The sequence below is a fragment of the Caenimonas sedimenti genome (assembly GCF_007833165.1).
Taxonomy (GTDB): domain Bacteria; phylum Pseudomonadota; class Gammaproteobacteria; order Burkholderiales; family Burkholderiaceae_C; genus Ramlibacter; species Ramlibacter sedimenti.
The window spans coordinates 134,341-155,620 of sequence record NZ_VOBQ01000018.1 but is presented as its reverse complement, the minus strand read 5'-3'; the positions used below and the strand labels follow the sequence as shown (position 1 = coordinate 155,620).

Sequence of the window (21,280 nt, the reverse complement as noted above, 5' to 3'; positions counted from 1 at the left end):
ACCCTGGAGTTTCCAACCCATGCAGAAGCGACGTTTCCTCTTCGCCGCGGCCGCCACGGCGCTGGTCGCCGGCGCCGTCCACGCGCAATTGAAGCCTTCTCCCGCCATCGCGCCGCGCGCCTCGCAGCCCGCCGCGCCGGCCGCTCCGTCCGCCGCTGCCGACGTGAAGAAGGATCCCGACAAGGAAAAAGCCGGCCAGAACGCAGCGCACGCCTGGCTGCTGCTGCTCGACCGGCGAGACTGGGGCACGGCCTGGGATTCGTCCAGCGCCGTGTTCCGCCAGAACGTGCCCTTGTCTTCGTGGATGGACAACATCCCGAAGGCGCGAGCCCCTTTCGGCAACCTCGTCGAGCGTGAGCCCGCCGAGGCGATCTACAAGACGACGCTGCCCGGCCGCCCCAACGGCGACTACGTCAGCGTCCTGTTCCAGAGCAAGTTCGACAAGAAGCCGGGCGTGCAGGAAACGGTGACGACGGTCCTCGAGCCGGACGGCCGCTGGCGCGTCACGGGGTACACCTATACGGAGAAGTAGTCACCGGAAATTGCCGCGATCCGTCATTCCCGCGCAGGCGGGAATGACGTGTTCCAACAGAGAAGAATCAGCTCTTGCCGGCGCCCATGGCGGCGGAGTTCTTGCCGGACTGCGGCAGCTTCTGCGCCTGCGCCAGGTGCTCGCGCAGCGTCGGCAGCGTCTTGTCGACGAAGGCCTTCAGCTGGGCGTCCTTCACATCCTTGCTGGCCTTCTCGAACAGCTTGATGTCCTTCTCGTGGGCCTTGATGCCCACTTCGCGCATGAACTCCTTGTCGAATTCGGCGCCGTTCTTCTTGCCGAGGTCCTCGACGTCCTTGCGCTTGCCGCGGGGCGGCGCGGCGGGCAGCTCGACGCCCTTGGCGTTCGCGATCTGCATCAGCTCGTTGTTCGCGGCCGTGTGGTGATCGACCAGCATGCTGGCGAAGCTCTTCACCTGGGCGTCGGTCGCCTTCGATGCCGCGAGCTGCGCGGCCTGCACCTCGAACATCCCGCTTTCCGCCGCGTTTTCGATGAACTTGCGGTCGCCGCGGGCGATCTTGTCGTCCTTGCGCGTCTCCGCATTGCGGGTGCCCGCGCCCGGCTGCGCCATGGGCGCGGACTGGCCGCCCGTCGCCGACGTGCCGGTGCCGGGTGTGGCGGTCTGGGCCTGGGCGCCAAGCGCGAGCGCGAAGGCCGAAAGAATCAATGCTTTTTTCATGAGATCACTCCCTTTGTTGTGATGGATGGAAATTGGGGCCGGCGGCCCATGCGGCGCCGCCGGCCGGAACGCTATTTCTTCGTGCTGGACGACGAAGCGCTGCTGCCCGTGCCCGAGCTGCCGCTGGCTCCCGAACTGCCGGTGCCGCTGCTGCCGCCCGTTCCACTGGAGCCGCCCATGCCCGAGCTTCCGCTGCTGGAGCCCCCGCTCATGGTGCTGCCGGCGCTGCCCATGCCGCTCGACCCGGCCAGGCTGCTGGATCCGCTCTGGCCGGTGCTGCCGTAATTGCCCGAAGACGACGAGTCGCTGTTCTGGCCCTGGCCGCCGCTGCGGCTGCTGCGCCAGCTGGTGAAATCGTCGCTGAACTTGCGGAACCGTTCCTGCCGCCACGACTGGTAGTCGTTGTCCAGGTTGCGGATCTGCTCTTCGCGCCACTGGTGGTAGTCGGGGTCGTGGTGGCCCTGCTGGCCATGGCTGCCGCCGCTCGAACCATAGCCCTGGTTCTGCTGGCCGCCGCCGAAGTTGCCTTGCGGGCTGCCGTAGCCGTAACCACCACCTTGCTGGCCATAGCCGCCGCCGTAGCCCTGGCCACCCGAGCCGTAACCCTGGCTGCCGTAGCTCTGGCCATGACCCTGGTTCTGCTGCGAACCGTAGCCTTGGCCGTAGCCGCCTTGGCCGCCTTGACCGCCTTGGCCATAGCCCCCTTGGCCGCCCTGGCCGTACCCTTGGCTCCCGCCGTAGCCCTGGCTGCCGCCACCGAACGACTGGCCGTAGCTCTGGCCGCCCTGGCTGCCGTAGCTGCCGCTGCCGTAGCTCCCGCCCTGGCCTCCCTGGCCTCCCTGGCCACTCTGGCCGCCATACCGGCTCCAGTCGCCCTGGGACGATGGGCCGCCCCAGCTGCCCTGGCCGCCCTGGCCACCGTAGCCCTGGCCACCATAGCCCTGCCCGCCGCTGACGTAGCCCTGCTGGCCGTAGCCCTGCCCGCCGCCGCCGAAGCCGGACGACTGCATGCCGCCGGCATTGCGGCCCTGGCCGCCGAACTCGCCGCCGCCCCAGTCCGAACCGCCACCGCTGCCGCCCCGGCCATAGCCGTGGCTTTCACCGCCGTAGCCGCCAAAGCCCGAGGATTGCTGCGAGCCGAACTCCGAGCCGGAGCGTTGCCCGTAGCCCTGGCCCGAACCGCCGCCCTGGGAACTGCTGCCCCAGTTGCCGCCTTGCTGGCCGCCGCCGCGCGATTCGCCGCCGACGCCCTGGCCACGATCCTGCTGCTGCTGTTCGCCGCCCCAGCGTCCTTGCTGACGTTCGCGGTCTTCGTCGTCTCGAGATGCCATGTGCTGTTCTCCTTGGTGAAAAGTCTCTCAATCGAAACGACCTTAGGAGTGCACCGTGTAGGTGGTTGTCAGACAAAAACCACTCGCATGTAGGACTACCCGTCCGTTTCGAAACGAATCGCTTCCAGGGTTCACCTGTGCTTTGCATGCAGCACCGCTGCACTTCACGTTGCACGCACACCATGGACCAGTCCCCCAAGCAAAAGGAGAGAAGCATGAGCAGGAACAAGAGCTGGTTCATCGGTGCGGCGGGTGCCGTCGCCGCAGCTGCCGCGTTGCTGAGTACGCCGGCGGTGGCTGGCACGTCCGTCTATGTGCAGATCGCGCCGGCGCAGTACGGGCATGGCTATTACGGCCACAGTGGTGGTTATGGCGGGGGCCAGTGGGTCCCGCAATCCGTCTGGTCGGGCCACCCCGGCTACCAGGGGTCATACGGCTACCAGGGCCGGCGCGGCCGTGACCAGGACCGCGACGGCATTCCCGACCGCTATGACCGCGACCGCGACAACGACGGCCGAGTCAACTGGCACGATCGCGACCGTGACGGCGACGGTGTGCCGAACCACCGCGACCGCGCCCCGGACAACCGCCGCCGCTACTGACCGGCTGGCCGCGCGGCGGACGCGATGCTAATGCGACGGGTGGGCGAGCCCGCTGACGAGCGAGACCAGGGCAATGCCCACCAGCAGCCAGGCGACCTGCGCCACGGTCTCGCGCGCCCCGAGCCGCTTCTGCAGCTGCGGGATCAGGTCGGCCAGCGCGACATAGATGAAGCTGCTGCTGGCGGCGACCAGGAAATACGGCAGGTAGTCGACCAGTTCAGCGACCAGCCACCAGCCGGCCAGGCCGCCCAGCGGCGTGACGGCACCGGCGAGCGACACCTTGACCAGCGCGGCGCGGCGGCTGCGGCTGGTCTGGCGCAGCACCACGAGATCGCCGATGTGGTGCGGCACTTCGTGGGCGAGCACGGCCAGCGCTGCGACGGCGCCCAGCCGCCAGTCGGCGGTGAAGGCCGACGCGATCAGGATGCCGTCGCCGAAGCAGTGCACGCTGTCGCCGGTGAGCACGGCCCAGCCGCCGGAGCGGGGCCCCTCGTCAGCGTGGTGGTGGTGATGGCCCTCGACGTGATCGTGCGCATGTGTGTCTTCATGCGCCCCGTGGTGATGCTCGTGCCCGTGGTGCCAGAGTTCGGCCTTGTCGAGCAGGAAGAAGAACACGAGCCCGACCAGGAGGGCGATGAACAGGGGCTTGGCACCGGCCTGGCTCTCCATGGCCTCTGGCAGCAGATGCATGAAGGCGGTGGCGAGCAGCGCCCCCGCGGCCAGGCTCAATAGGTGCTGCTCGCCCGGCCCGCGGCCCGACGCCGGGTCGGCGCGCAGCCAGCCGACGCGCATGAGGCCGGCCGCCAGCCACACGCTGCCGATGCCGGCGGCGAACGTGGCGAACAGGATGCTGAGCAGGGTCACCAACAGCGACTTCAGGCGGCGCCGTTCGCCTTGAACCAGGCCAGCGCGCGTTTCCACCCGTCTTCGGCCGGGCCTTGGCGGAAGGTGGGGCGGTAATCCGCATGGAAGGCGTGCGGGGCGTCCGGATAGATCACGAATTGCGATGCCCGGGCGGCAGGTGAACCGCTCGCCAGGGCCGCCTTCATCTTGTCGACAGTGTCCAGGGGGATGCCGGTATCGGCCGAGCCGTAAAGGCCGAGCACCGGTGCCTTGAGACTGCCCGCGATGTCCACGGGATGGCGCGGCGTCAGGTCGGAGGCCGCGCCCACCAGGCGGCCATACCAGGCCACGCCGGCCTTCACCGGGCCATGCGCCGCATAGAGCCAGGTGATGCGGCCGCCCCAGCAGAATCCGGTGATGGCCGACTTGCGGACATTGCCGCCATTGGCGGCCGCCCATTTCAGGGCACCGTCCAGGTCGGCCATCACTTGCGCGTCCGGCACGCGGGACACCACTTCCGCCATCAGCCGCGCCATCTCGCCGTAGGAGCTGGGATCGCCCTGGCGGGCGTACAGCTCGGGCGCGATCGCCAGGTACCCCGCCTTGGCGAAGCGCCGCGCCGTGTCGGCGATGTATTCATGGACGCCGAAGATCTCCTGGATGACCAGCACCACCGGCAGGCCCGTCCTGCCAGCCGGCGCGGCGCGGTAGGCCGGCACCTTGAAGCCGTTCACCTCGTAGGTGAACTCACCCACCGTCAGGCCGTCGGCCGGGGTGCGGATGGCCGTCTGCGCCAAGGCCGTGCCGGCCGCGGCGGTGTAGCCGGCGCCCAGGGCGGCTTTCAGCGCGGTGCGGCGCGTGGCGCCGCCCGAGGTGGAGGCGCCCGGCAGCAGCGAGTCGAATTCGGTCCTCAGGTCGTCGCGAAGCATGTGGATCTCTTTGGCGTGAAAGAAACAGGAACGGCGGAGTCTAGGACAATCCGCTTTTCCATACCCGAAGCCACCCAAGGAGCGTCCATGCCCACCATCCGTGTCGACATGTTCGAAGGCCGCACGCCGGAACAGAAACGCAATCTCGTCAAGGCCCTCACGCAGGCCTGCGTGGACACGCTCGGCAGCAAGCCGGAGTCGGTCGACGTCCTGCTGTTCGACGTGAAGCCCGGCGACTGGGCCACCGGGGGCGAACTGTGGTCCGAGAAGAAGAAGGCCGGATGATGCGCGGCGCCCTGCTTCTCGCATCGACCCTGGCACTGGCGCTCTCAGCCTGTGCGCCGCCGCCGCGGCAGCAGCAGGAGCAATTCAGCCAGGTGCCGCCACCGCCCGCCGCGCCGGGCGGTTGCAACGCCGAAGGCGCCCAGTTCGCCGTCGGCCAGCCGTACGGCGAAGCGCTCGCCGACCAGGTGCGCCGCCGCAGCGGTGCCACCGTGCTGCGCACGATCCGGCCGGGGCAGATCGTCACCATGGAATTCAGCAGCGAGCGGGTGACGCTGGACCTGGATGGCGGCGGGCGGGTGACGCGGGTGCGCTGCGGCTGAAGTCCCCCTTTCCAAGCTGGATCACGTTCCAGGTGATTTCCATCCGATGAGCATCCCGTTGACATCTGCTTACATGCGTGGCATCGTCAAACACGATCAACAGCGGAACGGAGCGTCGTCTGGAGAGTGCACGCATCTCGACGGAGGGACTGCGCGGCTCGAGTCGCATCGCCCTCGTGCGTGACGCGGCGTACGACCTGTTCAACCTGGAGGCCGATCTCGACGGCGCCGAGCCGGAACGGGTTTACGCCGACCTGCGCCTGCGCCGTGGCCCGGCCGTGAGCATGGTGGAAGTCTGCACGTCGTGGAGCATCGTCCGGCGCACGCGCGCGCGCGCTTCGGCCTCGCCCACCGACCACCTCCTCCTCTATCGCATCGCAGAGGGCGGCAGTACGTTCCGCAACGCGCGGGGGGAACAGTTCCTCACCCGGCCCGGCAGCATCGTCGTGGGGTCCCAGGCCTCGGCCTATACGGCCGCACCAGCGCCCGGCCGCCACTGGAAGTTCCGCACCTTGCGGATCGATGCCGGCCGCCTGCCCCAGGTGGTCGACCGGGTGCGGCGCACCGGCTTCCAGCTGTTACCGGAGGCCGGGCAGATCGCGGCGCTCGCCTCCGAATACCTGGCAGGGCTCGAGGGGCGACTGGCGGCGATGTCGCCAGACGAGCTCGATCCGGCGCTGCAGGCGCTCGACACGCTGCTCGCGGCGTCGCTGGGCGCGCCGGCGGACGTCCTGGAAGACGCGGGCCGGGCCGTACACGCCGCTCGTATCGCCTCGGCGCGCGGCTACATCGAACGCCTGGTCTCGAATCCGCACCTCACGCCCGAGCACGTGGGGCGCCATCTCGGTATTTCGGCGCGGCAGGTGCACCGCATCTTCGCGCGCGAGGGGCTGAGCGTCACGCTGGAAATCCGGCGGCTGCGGGTGGCGCGCGCGCAGGCGATGCTGATGCGCGAGCCCGCCCGTTCGGTGACGGACATCGCGTTGGCCTGTGGCTTCGATTCGCTCGCCACGTTCTATCGCTCGTTCCGCGCCGTGGCCGGCATGACGGCCACGGAGTGGCGCTGCGAAGGCACGGCTTGAACGATCGGGGTCGCGTCGCGCGACATCCGTCCTCTCAGATCCGGACATCTCCACCTGCGAGCTGGCACCCGGGCCGGCGCACGGCAAGAATGGGATCGCCTTCGCTCCGGAGGCGACGCACAAGGAGAGCCATGATCCATTTCACCCGCACCTCGTCCATCGCACCCGGCAAGATGGCCGACGCGATGACCTTCGCCGCGGAAATGGTCGAGTACATCGGCACCGCCCACGGCCAGAAGATGACATTGATGGTCCCGGTGGGAGGCAATCCGCACCGGGTCTGCTGGTACAGCGCCTACGACAACCTGGGCGAGATGGAGAAAAGCCAGGTGAAGCTGCTGGCCGATCCCAAGTACCTCGCGCTGCTGGGCAAGGCGGCCACGCTGTTCATCGCCGGCTCCGCGAACGACGAAATGTGGCGCGACCTGTGAGCCGCATGCGCCGTACCGCCGCCCGCGTGCTGCTCGCGGGCTGCGCCGGCCTGCTGGCACTGCCCGCCACCACGCAGGAATCCGACTTCCCCGCGTGGGCCTATCCGCTGACGCCGCTGCCGTTGCCGCAACGCGTGGCGGACGACGGCACGGTGTTCCGGGTACCGGGCAGCGACAAGGGCTTCACGCGCGACCAGTCGCGCGACCCTTTCGCGCCGCCGGACTGGCACCCCGCCGACCACCCCGCGATGCCTCCCATCGTGGCGCAGGGTCGCAAGCCGGCACTGTGGGCCTGCGGCATGTGCCACCGGCCCAACGGCGGCGGCGGCCCGGAGAACGCCAACATCTCCGGCCTCCCGGCCGACTACATCGTGCAGCAGATCCAGGAGATGGCGAGCGGCGCGCGGAGCAGCGCCGTGCCCACCAACCGGCTGGCGCACACGCTGAAGCAGAACGTGGTGAAGAACGTCACGCCTGAGGAGCTGAAGGCGGCCGCGGCGTACTTCGAAAAGACCAGGCCGGCCCAAGTGATGGTGGTGGCCGAAACCGCCATGATCCCGAAGCTGAAGGCGACGCCCTTTTTTCTCACCTCGGCGGGCGACGGCACGCAGGAGCCGCTGGGCAACCGCATCATCGAGTACCCCGAAGACTACGAACGCTTCTCGGTCCTGCGCGACGAGCGCGTGAAGTTCGTCGTGCACGTGCCGCCGGGCAGCATCCAGAAGGGTGAAGAGCTGGTGCGCGGCATGAAGGGCAACAAGGCGTTGGCCTGCATGAATTGCCATGGCGAAAAGCTGCAGGGCATGGCCGCCTTCCCGCCCATCGCGGGCCGCTCGCCGGCCTACATGGTCCGGCAGATGTGGGATTTCAAGCAGGGCGCGCGCAATGGTGCGATGGCTGCGGTGATGAAGCCCGTGGTGGCGGAGTTGAGCGGGACGGACATGCTGAACATCGCGGCGTATCTGGCGACATTGAAACCGTGAATGCGTCCAGTAGCTCTACTGGGTCCTGTTGCGCCACGGTTTAGCGCGGCTGTTGCCCCGTCACGAAGTCGTTCCCCCCATGGCGGTCGACCCCGCTCACCAGCCACAGCGGCCGCCGCGCGAAGTTCACCGCCACGCCGGTCTTGCCGTCCACCGGGCGCAGTGAGCGGTCGAAGAGGGACGTCGAAGGCATGTAGCGCAGCGCGACGCCGGTGCGGCGGCGGCTCGAGGTGTTCGGCCGCGCGCCGTGGATCATGTACACGTCGTGCAGCGACATCTCGCCAGCTTCGAGTTCGACGTCGGCGGCCTGGTATTCGTCGAACGTGCCGGGCGCCAGCCGCTGCTGCAGCGTGAGGTCGGCGCGGTCCTCGTGCAGGTGCTCGTGCAGCAACTTCGCGCGATGCGACCCGGGGATCACCCGCAGGCAGCCGTTGTCGATTTTCGAGTCTTCCAGCGCCACCCACACCGTGCAGGTGGCCAGCGGGCGGATCGGCCAGTAGTGCCCGTCCTGGTGCCAGGGCGTCTCGTAGCCTTCCAGCGGCGGCTTGCAGAACACGTGGCAACCCCAGAGGATGACGTCGGGGCCGAGAATGCCGCCGACCAGTTCGACGATCCCGGGGTCGCGTGCGAGTTCGAGGAAGGCCGCGCTGCCATGCACGCCCTCCCCGTTGTCGCCTTCGATGTGGGCCGAGACCAGTTTCTCGGGGCGCACGCCGGGGTTGCGGCGGATCAGTTCGTCGAGCGCGTCGCGCATTTCGTCCACGCGCTCCGGCGGCAGGCGCCAGGCCGGCTTCACCCAGCCTTCGGCCGCGTACCGTTCGATCTCTGCTTGGGCCAGCACAGCCATGCTCAAGCCATCCAGTGCGTGTGGAACTTGCCGGCGCGATCGATGCGCTGGTACTTGTGCGCGCCGAAGTAGTCGCGCTGCGCCTGCAGCAGGTTGGCCGGCAGGCGCGCCGACCGGTAGCCGTCGTAGTACGACAGCGCGCTCATGAAAGCGGGCACGGCCACCCCGTTGCGGGCCGCCTCGGCCACGACCTCGCGCAGGTCCTGCTGGCAGCCGGCCATCAGTGCCGCGAAGTGCGGAGCGACCAGCAGGTTGGCCGGTACATCGTCGCCGGCGTAGGCCGAACGGATGTCCTCCAGCAGGCGTGCCCGGATGATGCAGCCCGCGCGCCAGACCGACGCAATGCTGCCCAGGGACAGCGACCACTGGTGTTCGCGGTCACCGGCCTGCAGCAGCGCGAAGCCCTGCGCATAGGCGCACACCTTGGCCGCCAGGAGCGCGCGACGGATCTGTTCGACCACCGCGGCGCGCTCGCCGGCGGCGCGCACCGCCGGGCCGGTGAGCACCTGCGCCGCGATGATCCGCTCCTCCTTGACGGCGCTCACCGTGCGGGCGAACACGGCGTCCGCGATCGTGGGCGCCGTCACGCCCAGGTCCAGCGCCGCCTGGCTGGCCCACTTGCCGGTGCCCTTCTGTTCCGCCGTGTCCAGGATCAGGTCGACCAGCGGCAACCCCGACTCATCGTCGATGCGCGCCAGGATGTCGGCCGTGATGGCGATCAGGTAGCTGCCCAGTTCGCCGCGGTTCCATTCCGCGAAGACCGCGCTCATCTCCGCGGGCGTCATTCCGAGCAGCTCCCGCATCAGCCAGTAGGCCTCGCAGATCGTCTGCATGTCGGCGTATTCGATGCCGTTGTGGACCATCTTGACGAAGTGGCCGGCGCCGCCCGGGCCCATCCATTCGCAGCAGGGTTGGCCGTCGTCGGCCTTCGCGGCGATCGATTGCAGCAGGGGCCGGATCAGCGGCCAGGCCTGCGCGTCGCCGCCGGGCATGAGCGCCGGACCGCGCAGGGCGCCCTCTTCGCCGCCGCTGACGCCTGTTCCCACGTACAGGATGCCGGAGCCTTGCAGCGCCAGCATCCGCCGCTGCGTGTCGGTGAACAAGGTGTTGCCACCGTCGATGACGACGTCGCCCGGCGCGAGCAGCGGCCGCAGGTCGGCCAGCACGGCGTCGATGGCGTTGCCGGCGGGCACCATCACGAGGATGCGTCGCGGCAGCTTCAACTGCCCGGCCAGCTCCGCGAGCGACCCCGCCGTGACCGCCCGCTTGCCCTCCGTGCGGCGCGCGAAGCTGGCCCGCTTGTTCTCGTCGAGGTCGAAGCCGCAGACCGAATGGCCGTTGCGCTCGAAGTTGAGGGCGAGGTTCTCGCCCATGACGCCGAGGCCGATGATGGCGATGTCGTGGGATGGCATGGCTTGTCTTCCTGCTTTAGCGACGGATTGTGAACCGGGGCGGCCGCACCGCGCACTCGTGACGGCCCGCCGACCTCCCGTACAGTGGAAGCCATGCCCGAAACGACGATCACCACCAAGGCCTACAAGCTCTTCCCGTCCCCGCGCAACCGCGACCGGGAAATCTTCGCGCACCAGGAGTTCGTGCTGCATCCGTAGGCGCTCATCGATCCGCCCAGCTATGGTCCGAAGGGCAGGTGGAGCCTGTTCGCCGCGCACCGCCTGGCGGACGGCAGGAACGGCCAGCTGGTGACGTTCGAGCTGGAGGCGGACGCGGCGAATTTCAGGGCGCGCTTCGTCCCCGACTGAAGCGTAGACTGCCGCCATGCAAGCAGCCTTCTACGAAAAGGTGGGCCCGGCCCGCGAGGTCCTGCAGCTCGGCGCCCTGCCCGAGCCGCAGCCCGGCGCCGGTGAAGTTCGCGTGCGGATCGAGTGGTCGGGCGTCAATCCGTCGGACGTGAAATCGCGCCTGGGCCTGCGCAGCAAGGAGCTGCCTTTCCCGCGGATCATCCCGCACAGCGACGGGGCCGGCGTGATCGACGCGGTGGGCGATGGGGTTGCCAAGGTGCGGATCGGCCAACGCGTCTGGACCTGGAACGCCGCCTGGGGCCGGCCGCACGGCACGGCCTGCGAATCGGTTTGCCTGCCGCAGGCGCAGGCCGTGCTTCTGCCAACCGGTGTCGAGGGCGCCGCCGGTGCCTGCCTGGGCATCCCGGCGCTCACCGCCCTGCACGCCGTGCTGATGGACGGAGGCGTCGCGGGCAAGACGGTGCTGGTGGCCGGTGGTGCCGGCGCGGTTGGCCACTACGCCGTGCAGATGGCGGGCCGCCTGGGTGCCGCGCGCGTGATCGCCACGGTCAGCACGCCGGAGAAAGCGGTGCTGGCGCGCGAGGCGGGGGCGGACGAAGTCGTGTTCTACCAGACCGAGCCACTCGCCGAACGCGTGCTCGCCCTGACCGGCGGCCTCGGCGTCGATCGCATCATCGAGCTGGATTTCGCGGCCAACGCGGAGGCCGACCTGAAGATGCTGCGTCCGGGCGGCGAATGCGTGGTCTACGGGAGCGGCTCTCCCACCATGCAGTTGCCCTTTTTCCCGCTGATCGCGCGCAACCTGCAGCTGAAGTTCTTCATCGTCTACCACCTGGCACCGGGCGACCGCGAACGCGCCGTCACCACGCTCACCCGCATGCTTGAGCGCGGGGCGCTGCAGCACAACATCGCGGCCCGGCTGCCGCTGGCCGAGATCGCCGCAGCGCACGAACTGGTGGAGTCCGGGCGCGCCGCGGGCAACGTCGTTCTGCAATTGCCCGGCTAGAATGGCCGCAGCGGGGCCTTCGGCAGACGCCCCGTGCACCAGAGGCCGCTGCCTCCAAGTTCTGCGTCTCTTTTGGGCCTGACCCATGAAGGAGCGCGATCTTGCAACATTCCCCCCTCGCCCTGCTCTACCCCGGTGATCGCGCCACGCGCGACCGCTCCGAGCCCGCCGAAAGCCGGTTCGCCGAATTGTTCCAGGCCTTCGCGGCCGCCGGCATCGAGGCCGCCCCAGCGGTCTATCACGACGATTTTGCCGATGAAGTGGAAGCCCAGTTGCAGGCTGCTCGCCTCGTGCTGGTCTGGTGCAATCCGGTCGAGGGCGGACGCCGCCGCGACCGGCTCGACGCCATGCTGCGGCGCCTGGCGGCCCGCGGGGTCACCGTCAGCGCGCACCCCGACGCCATCCTCAAGCTCGGAACCAAGGACGTGCTGGTCGAGACGCGCCAGCTGCCCTTCGGCAGCGACGTGTACCGGATCGGCAGCCTGGCCCAACTCGAAGAGGAACTGCCGCGCCGGCTCGCCAGCGGGCCGCGCGTGCTCAAGCAGCACCGGGGCCAGAGCGGCGCCGGCATCTGGCGGATCGAGGCCGTCGACCCCGCGGCGCCATGGACGGCCCTTCGCGTGCGCCACGCGCAGCGTGGCAGCAGCGAGGAGACGATGACCCCCACGGCCTTGCGCGTGACGCTCGCGCCCTATTTCGAGCCGGCGAATGGCGGCCACATGATCGACCAGGCCTGGCAGCCGCGGCTGGTGGAGGGGATGGTGCGGGCCTACCTGGTGGGCGACCGCGTCGCCGGCTTCGGGCACCAGGCGGTCAACGCACTGTTTCCGGCGCGGCCGGGGGAAGTGGCGCCCACGCCGGGCCCCAGGCTGTACCACGATGCGGAGCTGGCCCAGTTCCAGGGCTTGCGGAAGCGGCTCGAAAGCGGTTGGATCGAGATGCTGCGGTCTTGCGTGGGACTGCCGCACGAGCAGCTGCCCCTGCTCTGGGATTGCGATTTCCTGCTGGGCGAATCCAGGGAGGACGCGGAGGAGCGCTTCGTGCTGTGCGAGATCAACGTCAGCAGCGTGGCGCCCTTTCCTCCTGCGGCCGTCCAGCCGTTGGTGCGGGCCGTCCAGTCGCGGCTTGACCCAGGCCGCATTTAGCGAGCCCGGGTCAAGTCGGCGTCAAGTCTGCTGGAGCTTAAGGACGGACCGAAATCTCGTTGCGCACCGAGCGGACGCCATTGACGCTGCGCGCCACGGTTTCGGCGGTGCTGCGTTCGTTCGAATTCTTGGCGAACCCGGACAGCATCACGGTGCCGTTGAGCGTTTCCACGCCGATGCTGGATGCGTCGACCGCGGTGTTGCCGACGAACTTGGCCTTCACCGCGGTGGTGATGGCGGTGTCATCGATGTAGGCACCGACGGTTTCCTGGCCGCGGGTCACGGCACAGCCGGACAGCGTCAGGAAGGAAGCGGTGAGCAGGACGATGGCGATGGAATGCTTGTTCATGATTGGACTTTCGAAAGGTGGTTGAAGCGGATGGGGTGCGGATCAGGCGCGCGGCTCGCCACGCGAATTGACGCGCACGGTGCGGCCCGGGTCGGACGCCATCTGCACGCGGTGCTCCTGGCCGCGAAACTCGTAGACCACGTCCCAGTAGGCCGGCGTGGCCTGGGCGGGATTGCTGTCGCAGCGGCGCACTTCCTGCGAGCTGACTTGTTGCTGGTCCGAGGTGCGGCCGTATTGCGCGCCCAGTGCCGCGCCGCCGACGGCGCCGCCCACGGTGGCGATCTTCTTGCCGCTGCCGCCGCCGACCTGGTGGCCGAGGATGCCGCCCACGATCGCGCCGATGGCGGCGCCGGGGACATTGACGTTGGACGAGGGTTGTTGCACGACCTGCTCGCGTTCGACCCAGCAGCGCTGGGCCGGCGTGCCGAGCACGGCGCGCGCGGACCGCACGTCGGCCTCATGCATGCGCTCGTTGCCGCGGCGGCGGAAATCCTGCGCCACGACCGGCATCGGTGCGTAAGCACTGTCGGCGACCTGGACGCTGGCGGCCAGCGGGCGGGCCGACGAGATGCGGTCGTTCATGCCCATCGCGGAGAGCGACGGGTACTGCCCGGGGCGCAGCACGACGCAGCGGCCCTGGAAGCGCGCGTCGCCGCAGGCTTCCCAGCGCTGGCCCACCACGATGACGGACGAGATGCGGTCGTTGAAACCACCGCGCTCGGCGTTGCGGACGGGGGCCTGCGTCGAATACGAGCGCCCCTGGAAGTTTTCGTTCTCGTAGAACGTGACTTGCGCGGCGGCCTGCGCGGCGAATGCGATGCTGCTCAGGGCGAGCAGCGTGCGGATCGTTGTCTTCATGGTGGGACCTCGTTGTGTGTGTGTGGCTGGAGAGTAGGCAGGGCGCCATGCAGCGTCGGTGCGCCACCGCACGCAGCCGCGAAGACGGCCCCTTGTCCTACGCTTTGCGCCCGGGGCGCACAATGGGCCGGATGCCCGCGCCCCACGCCACCACCCAGAACCACCTGCTGGCGGCCCTGCCCCTGGCGGAATACGCGCGGATCGAAGCGGGGCTCGAACTGGTGCGGATGCCACTGGGGGAAGTCCTGAGCGAATCCGGCGGGCGGATGGCCCACGCCTACTTCCCCACGACCTGCATCGTTTCCCTGCTCTATGTGCTGGAAGACGGCGCGTCGGCCGAGATCGGCGTCGTGGGCAATGAAGGCATCGTCGGCATCTCGCTCTTCATGGGCGGCGACACCACGCCCAGCCGGGCCGTGGTTCGCAGCGCCGGGCACGCCTATCGGCTGCCGGTTGGCCTGCTGCAGCAGGAGTTCTACCGGATGGGCGCCTCCATGCGCCTGCTGCTGCGGTACACCCAGTCCCTGATGACGCAGATGACGCAGACGGCCGTCTGCAACCGGCACCATTCCGTGGAGCAGCAGCTGTGCCGCGCGCTGCTCCTCAGTCTCGACCGCATGGACAGCGACTCGCTGACGATGACGCAGGAACTGATCGCCCGGATGCTGGGCGTGCGCCGGGAGGGCGTGACGGAGGCGGCCGGCAACCTGCAGCGCGCCGGGCTGATCCGCTACCGGCGGGGCCACATCGACGTGCTCGACCGTTCCGGCCTGGAAAGCGCGGTCTGCGAGTGCTACGGCGTGGTTTGGCGCGAATACGGGCGGCTGATGTCGGACGTCCCCCGGGAAGCGGTGCCCCTGCCGTAGTGCGGCTTTTGGCGTTGCGTGCGGCAGCGCACATACGGCGGACCGGCGCCCTGTTAGCGTCGGCCGATGCCCGCAACAACAAGCAATTCTCCCGCCGGGAATGACCCCTTCATCTCCGACGGCGTTGCCCCGGAGCGCGCCCTGGCCCTCGTGAAGGCGGTGGCGCTGCAGAACGCCATCCTGACCAGTGCCACCTTTTCCATCATCGCGACGGACGAAGCCGGCATCATCCAGCTGTTCAACATCGGGGCCGAGCGCATGCTGGGCTACGCCGCCGATGAAGTGGTGAACCGCATCAGCCCGAGCGACATCCACGATCCGCAGGAAGTGAAGGAGCGCGCCGAGGCGCTGACCCTCGAGCTCGGCACCATCATCGCGCCCGGCTTCGAGGCACTGGCCTTCAAGGCTTCGCGCGGCATCGAGGACATCTACGAGCTCACCTACATCTGCAAGGACGGCAGCCGGTTCCCGGCGATCGTCTCGATCACGGCACTGCGGGACGACGCCAGGAACATCATCGGCTACCTGCTGATCGGTGCCGACAATTCGGCGCGCAAGCGTGTCGAATCGGAGTTGAAGAAGGCGATGGCCGTTGCCGAACAGGCCAATCGCGCCAAATCGGACTTCCTCTCCAGCATGAGCCACGAGCTGCGCACGCCGCTGAATGCCATCCTGGGATTCGCCCAGTTGCTCGAAACCGGTGCGCCCGCGCCCACGCCCACGCAGAAACGCAACATCGAGCAGATCCTCAAGGCGGGCTGGTACCTGCTGGAGCTGATCAACGAGGTGCTGGACCTCGCCCTCATCGAGTCGGGCCGGCTCACCCTGTCGAACGAGCCGGTGTCGCTGGCGGAGGTGATCACCGAGTGCCGCGCGATGATCGAGCCGCAGGCCCGCTCGCGCGGGATCGGCATGACGTTCCCGCAGTTCCCCGTCCCGCGCTTCATCACCGCGGACCGCACCCGGGTGAAGCAGGTGCTGATCAACCTGCTGTTCAATGCGGTCAAGTACAACCGCCCCCAGGGCAGCGTCGTCGTCGAGGCGGCCGCCGTGTCGAATTCGACGATCCGGATCAGCGTGCGGGACACGGGGATCGGCCTGCCGCCGGAACACATCGACCAGCTGTTCCAGCCCTTCAACCGCCTCGGCAAGGAAGCGAGTGCCGAAGAAGGCTCGGGCATCGGCCTGGTGGTGACGAAACGCCTGGTCGACCTCATGGGCGGGACCATCGGAGTCGTCAGCACCCTGGGCCAGGGCAGCGTCTTCTGGGTGGAATTCAGGACGGCTTCCGCGCCGCAGTTCTCGACGCAGCCGGCCTACCCCGAGTCCACCGCGCGCCCGAAGGTCCCCGAAGGCACTCCCCTGCGTACGCTGCTGTACGTCGAAGACAATCCGGCCAACCTCGAGCTGGTCGGGCAGCTCATCGGCCGCCGCGCCGACCTGAACATGCTGAGTGCCGCGGATGGCACGCTGGGCATCGAATATGCCCGCGCGTGCCTGCCCGAGGTGATCCTGATGGACATCAACCTGCCGGGCATGAGCGGCATCGAAGCGATGCAGATCCTGCGCGCCGATCCCGTCACCGCGCACATCCCGATCATCGCGCTGAGCGCCAACGCCGTTCCACGCGACATCGAAAAGGCGCTGGAAGCGGGCTTCTTCAACTACATCACCAAGCCGATCAAGGTCAGCGAATTCATGGACGCGCTGGACGTGGCCCTGGCGTTCTCGCGCAAGACCAGCGGCAATGCCTCCCATGTCTGACCCCACCTCCGCCACCATGTCCACCACCATCCCCGACACGCTCGCGGCCCGCATCCTGATCGTGGACGACCAGGAGGCCAATGTCAGCCTGCTGGAACAGACGCTGGAGCAGGCGGGCTACACGAACGTGAGTTCGACCATGAACTCCATGGAAGTCTGCGCCTTGCACCGCAAGAACAGCTACGACCTGATCCTGCTGGACCTGCAGATGCCGGGGATGGACGGCTTCCAGGTGATCGAGGGCCTGAAGACCAACGACAAGGACGCCTACCTGCCGGTGCTCGTCATCACCGCGCAGCCCGGGCACAAGTTGCGTGCCCTGCATGCGGGCGTGCGGGATTTCATCAGCAAGCCGTTCGACCTGGTCGAAGTCAGGATGCGCATCCGCAACATGCTGGAAGTGCGGCTGCTCTACAAGCGCCTGGAGAACTACAGCCAGGTCCTGGAGGCCGCGGTGCAGGAACGGACGGCCGAGTTGCGCGAGAGCGAAGCGCGGTACCGCAGCCTGACCGAGCTGGCCTCGGACTGGTACTGGGAGCAGGACGAACGGGGCAATTTCACCAAGGTCTCCGGCCCCGTGCTGGAGATGCTGGGCATCCGGGTGGAGGGGTTCGCCCCGGACGCGCAGGCCGCGCCGGTGGAAGGCTGGAACCAGGCCGAGCGGGCCGCGTTGCAGGCCGCCATCGAAGCGAGGCAGCCGTTCCTCGACTTCGTGTTCACCCGGACCGAGGCCGACGGGAGCTTGCAGAAATTCCAGGTCAGCGGGGAGCCCATGTTCGGCCCCGCCTGCCAGTTCCTGGGCTACCGCGGCATCGGCGTGGCCGTGCGGGCGCGATCATGACCGTGCCCGCATGCGAAGCCGCCGCATTGCGGATCGAAAACGAGTCGTTGCGGCTGGAACTGGCGCGGGTGACTGCCGCCGGCCGCGATGCGCACCTGCGGCAGCTGTCCTTCCTGGCGACCATCGCCCACGAATTGCGCAATCCGCTCATGCCCTTGCGGCTGGCCGCGCTGATGCTGGACGGTGCGCGCAACGACGACGTTGCCTATGCGAAGCACCAGGCCACGATCAAGGGCCAGGTCGCGCAGATCACCCGGTTGATCGGCGACCTGCTGGAAGGCAGCAGCATCGGTGCCGGCAAGTTCCGGCTGGAACGCAAGCTGCTCGACGTCGGCACCGTGCTCGACCGGGTGGCCGAGACCTGCCAGCTTTCGATGGACACGCGCCACCAGCACTTCTCGGTCAAACGCGACCCGGGCGCCCTGATGGTGCTGGGCGATGCGGCGCGGCTGACCCAGGTGTTCGGCAACCTGCTGGAGAACTCCTCCCGGTACACGCCCGAAGGGGGAGAGATCTCGCTTTCGGCAGCGACGGTCGGGGACTGCGTCGTCATCGCGGTCAAGGACAACGGCATCGGCATCACGGCGCAGGCGCTGCCGCACGTCTTCGACATCTTCGTGCGCGATGCCCGCGCGACGATGGTCAACGAGATCGGCCTCGGCGTCGGGCTCTCGGTCGTGCGCGAACTGGTCAAGGCGCACGAGGGCGGTGTCGTCGCCCACTGCGCGGGCGAAGATGCCGGCAGCGAATTCATCGTGCGGCTTCCGATCGCATTGGCGAATACCCGGCTCTCCGCCGTCGTCCAGTAGATGCCCCTGGAGAATCTGGGAAACTCCCCGTTTTCCTTCAGGACATTCGACATGGGCGCGCAGTGGAAAGCAAAGGGCAAGGCGCAGGCCGCCGACGCCAGGGGCAAGTTGTTCGGGCGGCTGGTCAAGGACATCATGGTCGCCGCGCGCAATGGCGCCGACCCCGCGAGCAATTCACGGTTGCGCCTCGTGGTGGAGCAGGCGCGCAAGGCTTCCATGCCCAAGGACACCCTGGACCGCGCCATCAAGAAGGGCGCCGGCCTCACGGGCGAGGCCGTGAACTTCGAACACGTGATCTATGAGGGTTTCGCGCCGCACCGCGTGCCGCTGATGGTGGAGTGCCTGACGGACAACGTGAACCGCACGGCGCCGGAGATGCGGGTGCTGTTCCGCAAGGGGCAACTCGGGACCTCGGGTTCCGTCGCCTGGGACTTCGATCACGTCGGCATGATCGAGGCCGAGCCCGCGCAGGCGGGTGCGGATCCCGAACTGGCCGCCATCGAAGCCGGCGCGCAGGAATTCGAGCCGGGCGAAGACGAGGGCACGACGCTGTTCCTGACCGACGCCACCGATCTCGACCTGGTCAGCCGCGCCCTGCCGGCGCACGGGTTCACGGTGCTGTCCGCCAAGCTGGGCTACAAGGCCAGGAATCCGGTCGACCCGGCCAGCCTGTCGGCGCCGGAACTGCAGGAAGTGGAAGCATTCCTGGCCGCCATCGACGCCCACGACGACGTGCAGAACGTGTTCGTGGGGCTGGCGGGTTGACGTCGGCGGCGGACGCCGCGGCCCATGTGAAGCGCATGTAGCAGGCTTGTAGCGCCGGCCGTCTGAGCCCTGGCGTCCCGGTGACAATCCGGCCATGACAAGCGCCACGCCCGCCCCGGCCGAAACCGTGCTGGTGGTCGACGACGATCCGGAGATCCGGCAGCTGCTGCACCAGTACCTGGAAGCGAGCGGCCTGCATCCGTTGCTGGCGGCCGGCGGCGCGGAAATGCGCGCTCGCTTCCAGGAGCATCGCATCGACCTGGTGGTGCTCGACGTCATGCTTCCGCACGAGGGCGGCCTGGACTTGCTGCGCTGGTTGCGCGAGCACACCCGCGTCCCCGTCATCATGGTGACGGCCCTGAACTCGGCCATCGACCGCGTGGTGGGCCTCGAAATCGGCGCGGATGATTACGTCAGCAAGCCGTTCGAACCGCGTGAGCTGGTCGCGCGGATCCGTGCGGTGCTGCGCCGCGCGCCGGCGCAGCCCGTGAGCGCGCCGGGTTCGGAACTGCCCGGCAAGCTGCGGTTCGGCGACTGGCGGCTGGACACCGAATCGCGCGAACTGCGGCACGACGACGGGGTGATGGTGCCGCTCGCGGCGGCGGAATACCGGCTGCTTTCGGTCTTCCTGCAGCACCCGCGCACCGTGCTGCCGCGCGAGCGGCTCGTCGAGCTGGCGCACCGGCGGGAGCTCCAGCCGAACGACCGCTCGATCGACCTGCAGGTGTACCGCTTGCGGCAACGGTTGCGGGATGCGGGCGAAGGCCGGCTGCTCAAGACCATGCGCAACAGCGGCTATGTGCTGGACGCCGACGTGCAGGCGGTGCCGCCGGATGCTTGAACGCTTGCGCCGGGCCTGGGCCCGCGTGCCGCTGCGGGCGCGCCTGCTCCTGCTGCTGGTCGCGGGCCTGTTGTCGGCGCAGGCGGCCAGCTTGTGGTGGGCGCTGTCGGACCGCGCGGCCAGTGCGCGCCAGGCGGCCCTGGTGCTGCAGGTGCAGCGCGCCGCGGACCTGGTGGCCGTCATCGACGCCGTCCCGCCGGGCCAGCGGGCGGCGGTCGCAGCCGCGCTGCCCTACCCGTTGCTGCGGCTCAACCCGGTGCCGCAGCCCGAGGCCGCGCCACCCGAAGTCCTGGCCGTGGCACGGGGCGTGTGGGCCCGGCGGCTTCCGGGCCGTCCGGTTTCCGTCGTCGCCACGCGCGGCCCGCTGCAGCGGGCGCGCCCGCCAGGCCGCACCCACGGGCTCAGGATCGTGCTGGGAACGAGCCTGGGCGACGGGCAGCTGGTGCAGGCGGAGGTCGAAGTCGGCCAGTCGCGCTTCCGCACGGAGGGCCTGCTGGGACCCTTCGTGCTGCTGGGCGTCGTGACCTCGCTGCTGGTCGTGCTGGCGATGCGCCTGGTGCTGCGTCCGCTGGAGCAGCTGGCCGTGGGCGCGGAAGCCCTGGGCACCGGGCTGGACGCCACGCCGCTGCCGGAAGCGGGCCCGCCGGAAGTGCGCCGAGCGGCGGAGGTCCTGAACCGGCTGCACGCGCGGCTGAAGGAGCACGTGCAAGGCCGCGTGCAGTCGCTGGCCGCGATCTCGCACGACCTGCGCACCCCGATCACCCGGCTGCGCCTGCGCGCCGAGCTGCTCCCCGACCCCGAGAGCCGCACGTCCTTCGCACGCGACCTGCGCCAGCTCGAGGAGATGGTGCAGGGCACGCTGGACTACCTGCGGGGCATCGGCGAGGCGGCGCCGCTGGAGCCGGTCGACCTCGACGGATTGCTGGCGCAGGCCGTGGAGGACGTGGAGGCGCTGGGCGCGGCGGTCCCGCACCCCGAGCCGACCGGGCTGATCGTGCAGGCGCACGCGCCCGCCTTGCGGCGCGCCCTGGTGAACCTGCTGCGCAACGCCGTCGTGCATGCGGCCGCGCCGGAGCTGGCGGTGGAGGCGGCAGGCGGCGTGGTGCGCATCCACGTGATGGACCGCGGCCCGGGCATCCCCGAATCCGAGATCGCACGCGTGCTGCGGCCGTTCGAGCAGCTGGACCCCTCGCGCGGCACCTCCCCAGGTGCGGGCCTGGGCCTGTCCATCGCGAGCGAAGTGGCGCTCCGGCACGGCGGCCGGCTCGTGATCCGCAACCGGGACGGCGGCGGCCTTTGTGCCACGCTGGAACTGGCCCCGGCCTGAGTCGGCGGCGCGGGCCGGGTCGCTCGACCCGCTTCACCCGTTCGAAACATGCCGGACAACGCACCGG

Annotated in this window: 24 protein-coding genes and 1 pseudogene; 17 read left to right on the top strand and 8 right to left on the bottom strand. The window is 69.1% G+C overall.

All coding sequences use genetic code 11. The features are described 5' to 3' along the window. The first annotated feature begins 19 nt into the window (after positions 1-19). Positions 20-532: a DUF4019 domain-containing protein gene (locus tag FN976_RS22360; RefSeq protein ID WP_186511097.1), complete on the top strand. Its 513-nt coding sequence runs from the start codon at positions 20-22 to the stop codon at positions 530-532. 67 nt (positions 533-599) lie between these two features. Here FN976_RS22360 and FN976_RS22355 read toward each other — a convergent pair whose 3' ends face one another. Together FN976_RS22355 and FN976_RS22350 are read right to left on the bottom strand one after the other, a co-directional pair. Further along, entirely contained in the window at positions 600-1,229 is a 630-nt protein-coding gene (locus FN976_RS22355; protein WP_145895280.1) for a DUF4142 domain-containing protein, read from the bottom strand. Positions 1,230-1,300: 71 nt separating this feature from the next. Continuing rightward, positions 1,301-2,560, bottom strand: a complete 1,260-nt coding sequence (locus FN976_RS22350; RefSeq protein ID WP_145895279.1) for a hypothetical protein — start codon at positions 2,558-2,560, stop codon at positions 1,301-1,303. A 215-nt stretch (positions 2,561-2,775) separates the two neighbouring features. Here FN976_RS22350 and FN976_RS22345 point away from each other — a divergent pair, with 215 nt between their 5' ends. Then, positions 2,776-3,162, top strand: coding sequence for a hypothetical protein (locus FN976_RS22345; protein WP_145895278.1), 387 nt, complete (start codon positions 2,776-2,778; stop codon positions 3,160-3,162). Between the two features lie 27 nt (positions 3,163-3,189). Here FN976_RS22345 and FN976_RS22340 read toward each other — a convergent pair whose 3' ends face one another. Together FN976_RS22340 and FN976_RS22335 are read right to left on the bottom strand one after the other, a co-directional pair. Beyond that, entirely contained in the window at positions 3,190-4,026 is an 837-nt protein-coding gene (locus FN976_RS22340; RefSeq protein ID WP_145895304.1) for a ZIP family metal transporter, read from the bottom strand. An 11-nt stretch (positions 4,027-4,037) separates the two neighbouring features. Then, on the bottom strand, positions 4,038-4,934 hold the full coding sequence (locus FN976_RS22335; protein ID WP_145895277.1) for a dienelactone hydrolase family protein: 897 nt from the start codon (positions 4,932-4,934) through the stop codon (positions 4,038-4,040). Between FN976_RS22335 and FN976_RS22330 the strand changes: the two genes are divergently transcribed. The 5 genes from FN976_RS22330 (at position 4,935) to FN976_RS22310 (ending at position 8,035) form a co-directional block, all read left to right on the top strand. Beyond that, complete coding sequence (locus tag FN976_RS22330; RefSeq protein WP_489885985.1) at positions 4,935-5,219, top strand: 4-oxalocrotonate tautomerase; 285 nt, start codon at positions 4,935-4,937, stop codon at positions 5,217-5,219. It begins immediately after the preceding gene. Next, positions 5,216-5,539: an I78 family peptidase inhibitor gene (locus FN976_RS22325; RefSeq protein ID WP_145895275.1), complete on the top strand. Its 324-nt coding sequence runs from the start codon at positions 5,216-5,218 to the stop codon at positions 5,537-5,539. Before FN976_RS22330 ends, FN976_RS22325 begins: the two co-directional genes overlap by 4 nt. A gap of 77 nt (positions 5,540-5,616) precedes the next feature. Then, on the top strand, positions 5,617-6,621 hold the full coding sequence (locus tag FN976_RS22320) for a helix-turn-helix domain-containing protein (protein ID WP_145895274.1): 1,005 nt from the start codon (positions 5,617-5,619) through the stop codon (positions 6,619-6,621). Between the two features lie 131 nt (positions 6,622-6,752). Then, positions 6,753-7,052 (top strand): NIPSNAP family protein, encoded by a 300-nt coding sequence (locus tag FN976_RS22315; RefSeq protein ID WP_145895273.1) that lies wholly within the window; start codon positions 6,753-6,755, stop codon positions 7,050-7,052. 5 nt (positions 7,053-7,057) lie between these two features. Further along, complete coding sequence (locus tag FN976_RS22310; protein WP_145895272.1) at positions 7,058-8,035, top strand: c-type cytochrome; 978 nt, start codon at positions 7,058-7,060, stop codon at positions 8,033-8,035. 40 nt (positions 8,036-8,075) lie between these two features. On the opposite strand, the gene FN976_RS22305 is transcribed toward FN976_RS22310, so the two are convergent. Together FN976_RS22305 and gndA are read right to left on the bottom strand one after the other, a co-directional pair. Continuing rightward, the gene (locus FN976_RS22305) at positions 8,076-8,882 is read right to left on the bottom strand and encodes a phytanoyl-CoA dioxygenase family protein (protein ID WP_145895271.1); all 807 of its coding nucleotides are present in this window, start codon (positions 8,880-8,882) and stop codon (positions 8,076-8,078) included. A 2-nt stretch (positions 8,883-8,884) separates the two neighbouring features. Then, positions 8,885-10,294: an NADP-dependent phosphogluconate dehydrogenase gene (gene gndA, locus FN976_RS22300; protein ID WP_145895270.1), complete on the bottom strand. Its 1,410-nt coding sequence runs from the start codon at positions 10,292-10,294 to the stop codon at positions 8,885-8,887. Between the two features lie 93 nt (positions 10,295-10,387). On the opposite strand from gndA, the pseudogene FN976_RS22295 reads away from it, so the two are divergent. The 3 genes and pseudogenes from FN976_RS22295 to FN976_RS22285 all read left to right on the top strand — a co-directional run bounded on the left by FN976_RS22295 (position 10,388) and on the right by FN976_RS22285 (position 12,793). Then, positions 10,388-10,642, top strand: a pseudogene (locus FN976_RS22295) (hypothetical protein). Positions 10,643-10,658: 16 nt separating this feature from the next. After that, positions 10,659-11,648, top strand: coding sequence for an NADPH:quinone reductase (locus tag FN976_RS22290; protein ID WP_145895269.1), 990 nt, complete (start codon positions 10,659-10,661; stop codon positions 11,646-11,648). Positions 11,649-11,749: 101 nt separating this feature from the next. Continuing rightward, positions 11,750-12,793: a Cj0069 family protein gene (locus FN976_RS22285; protein WP_255440717.1), complete on the top strand. Its 1,044-nt coding sequence runs from the start codon at positions 11,750-11,752 to the stop codon at positions 12,791-12,793. Between the two features lie 37 nt (positions 12,794-12,830). Here FN976_RS22285 and FN976_RS22280 read toward each other — a convergent pair whose 3' ends face one another. Further along, entirely contained in the window at positions 12,831-13,142 is a 312-nt protein-coding gene (locus FN976_RS22280) for a BON domain-containing protein (RefSeq protein WP_145895267.1), read from the bottom strand. A gap of 42 nt (positions 13,143-13,184) precedes the next feature. Beyond that, positions 13,185-14,000: a beta/gamma crystallin-related protein gene (locus FN976_RS22275; protein ID WP_145895266.1), complete on the bottom strand. Its 816-nt coding sequence runs from the start codon at positions 13,998-14,000 to the stop codon at positions 13,185-13,187. A gap of 131 nt (positions 14,001-14,131) precedes the next feature. Here FN976_RS22275 and FN976_RS22270 point away from each other — a divergent pair, with 131 nt between their 5' ends. The 7 genes from FN976_RS22270 to FN976_RS22240 all read left to right on the top strand — a co-directional run bounded on the left by FN976_RS22270 (position 14,132) and on the right by FN976_RS22240 (position 21,213). Continuing rightward, entirely contained in the window at positions 14,132-14,866 is a 735-nt protein-coding gene (locus FN976_RS22270; RefSeq protein WP_145895265.1) for a Crp/Fnr family transcriptional regulator, read from the top strand. Positions 14,867-14,932: 66 nt separating this feature from the next. Next, complete coding sequence (locus FN976_RS22265; protein WP_145895264.1) at positions 14,933-16,630, top strand: PAS domain-containing hybrid sensor histidine kinase/response regulator; 1,698 nt, start codon at positions 14,933-14,935, stop codon at positions 16,628-16,630. Positions 16,631-16,646: 16 nt separating this feature from the next. Beyond that, a complete protein-coding gene (locus tag FN976_RS22260) occupies positions 16,647-17,471 on the top strand; it encodes a response regulator (protein ID WP_145895303.1) in 825 nt (274 codons plus the stop codon). After that, complete coding sequence (locus FN976_RS22255; protein ID WP_145895263.1) at positions 17,468-18,280, top strand: sensor histidine kinase; 813 nt, start codon at positions 17,468-17,470, stop codon at positions 18,278-18,280. Before FN976_RS22260 ends, FN976_RS22255 begins: the two co-directional genes overlap by 4 nt. 51 nt (positions 18,281-18,331) lie before the next feature. Beyond that, the gene (locus FN976_RS22250) at positions 18,332-19,045 is read left to right on the top strand and encodes a YebC/PmpR family DNA-binding transcriptional regulator (RefSeq protein WP_145895262.1); all 714 of its coding nucleotides are present in this window, start codon (positions 18,332-18,334) and stop codon (positions 19,043-19,045) included. A gap of 94 nt (positions 19,046-19,139) precedes the next feature. Further along, positions 19,140-19,886 (top strand): response regulator, encoded by a 747-nt coding sequence (locus tag FN976_RS22245; RefSeq protein WP_145895261.1) that lies wholly within the window; start codon positions 19,140-19,142, stop codon positions 19,884-19,886. Next, a complete protein-coding gene (locus FN976_RS22240) occupies positions 19,879-21,213 on the top strand; it encodes a sensor histidine kinase (RefSeq protein WP_145895260.1) in 1,335 nt (444 codons plus the stop codon). Before FN976_RS22245 ends, FN976_RS22240 begins: the two co-directional genes overlap by 8 nt. Positions 21,214-21,280 lie beyond the last annotated feature (67 nt).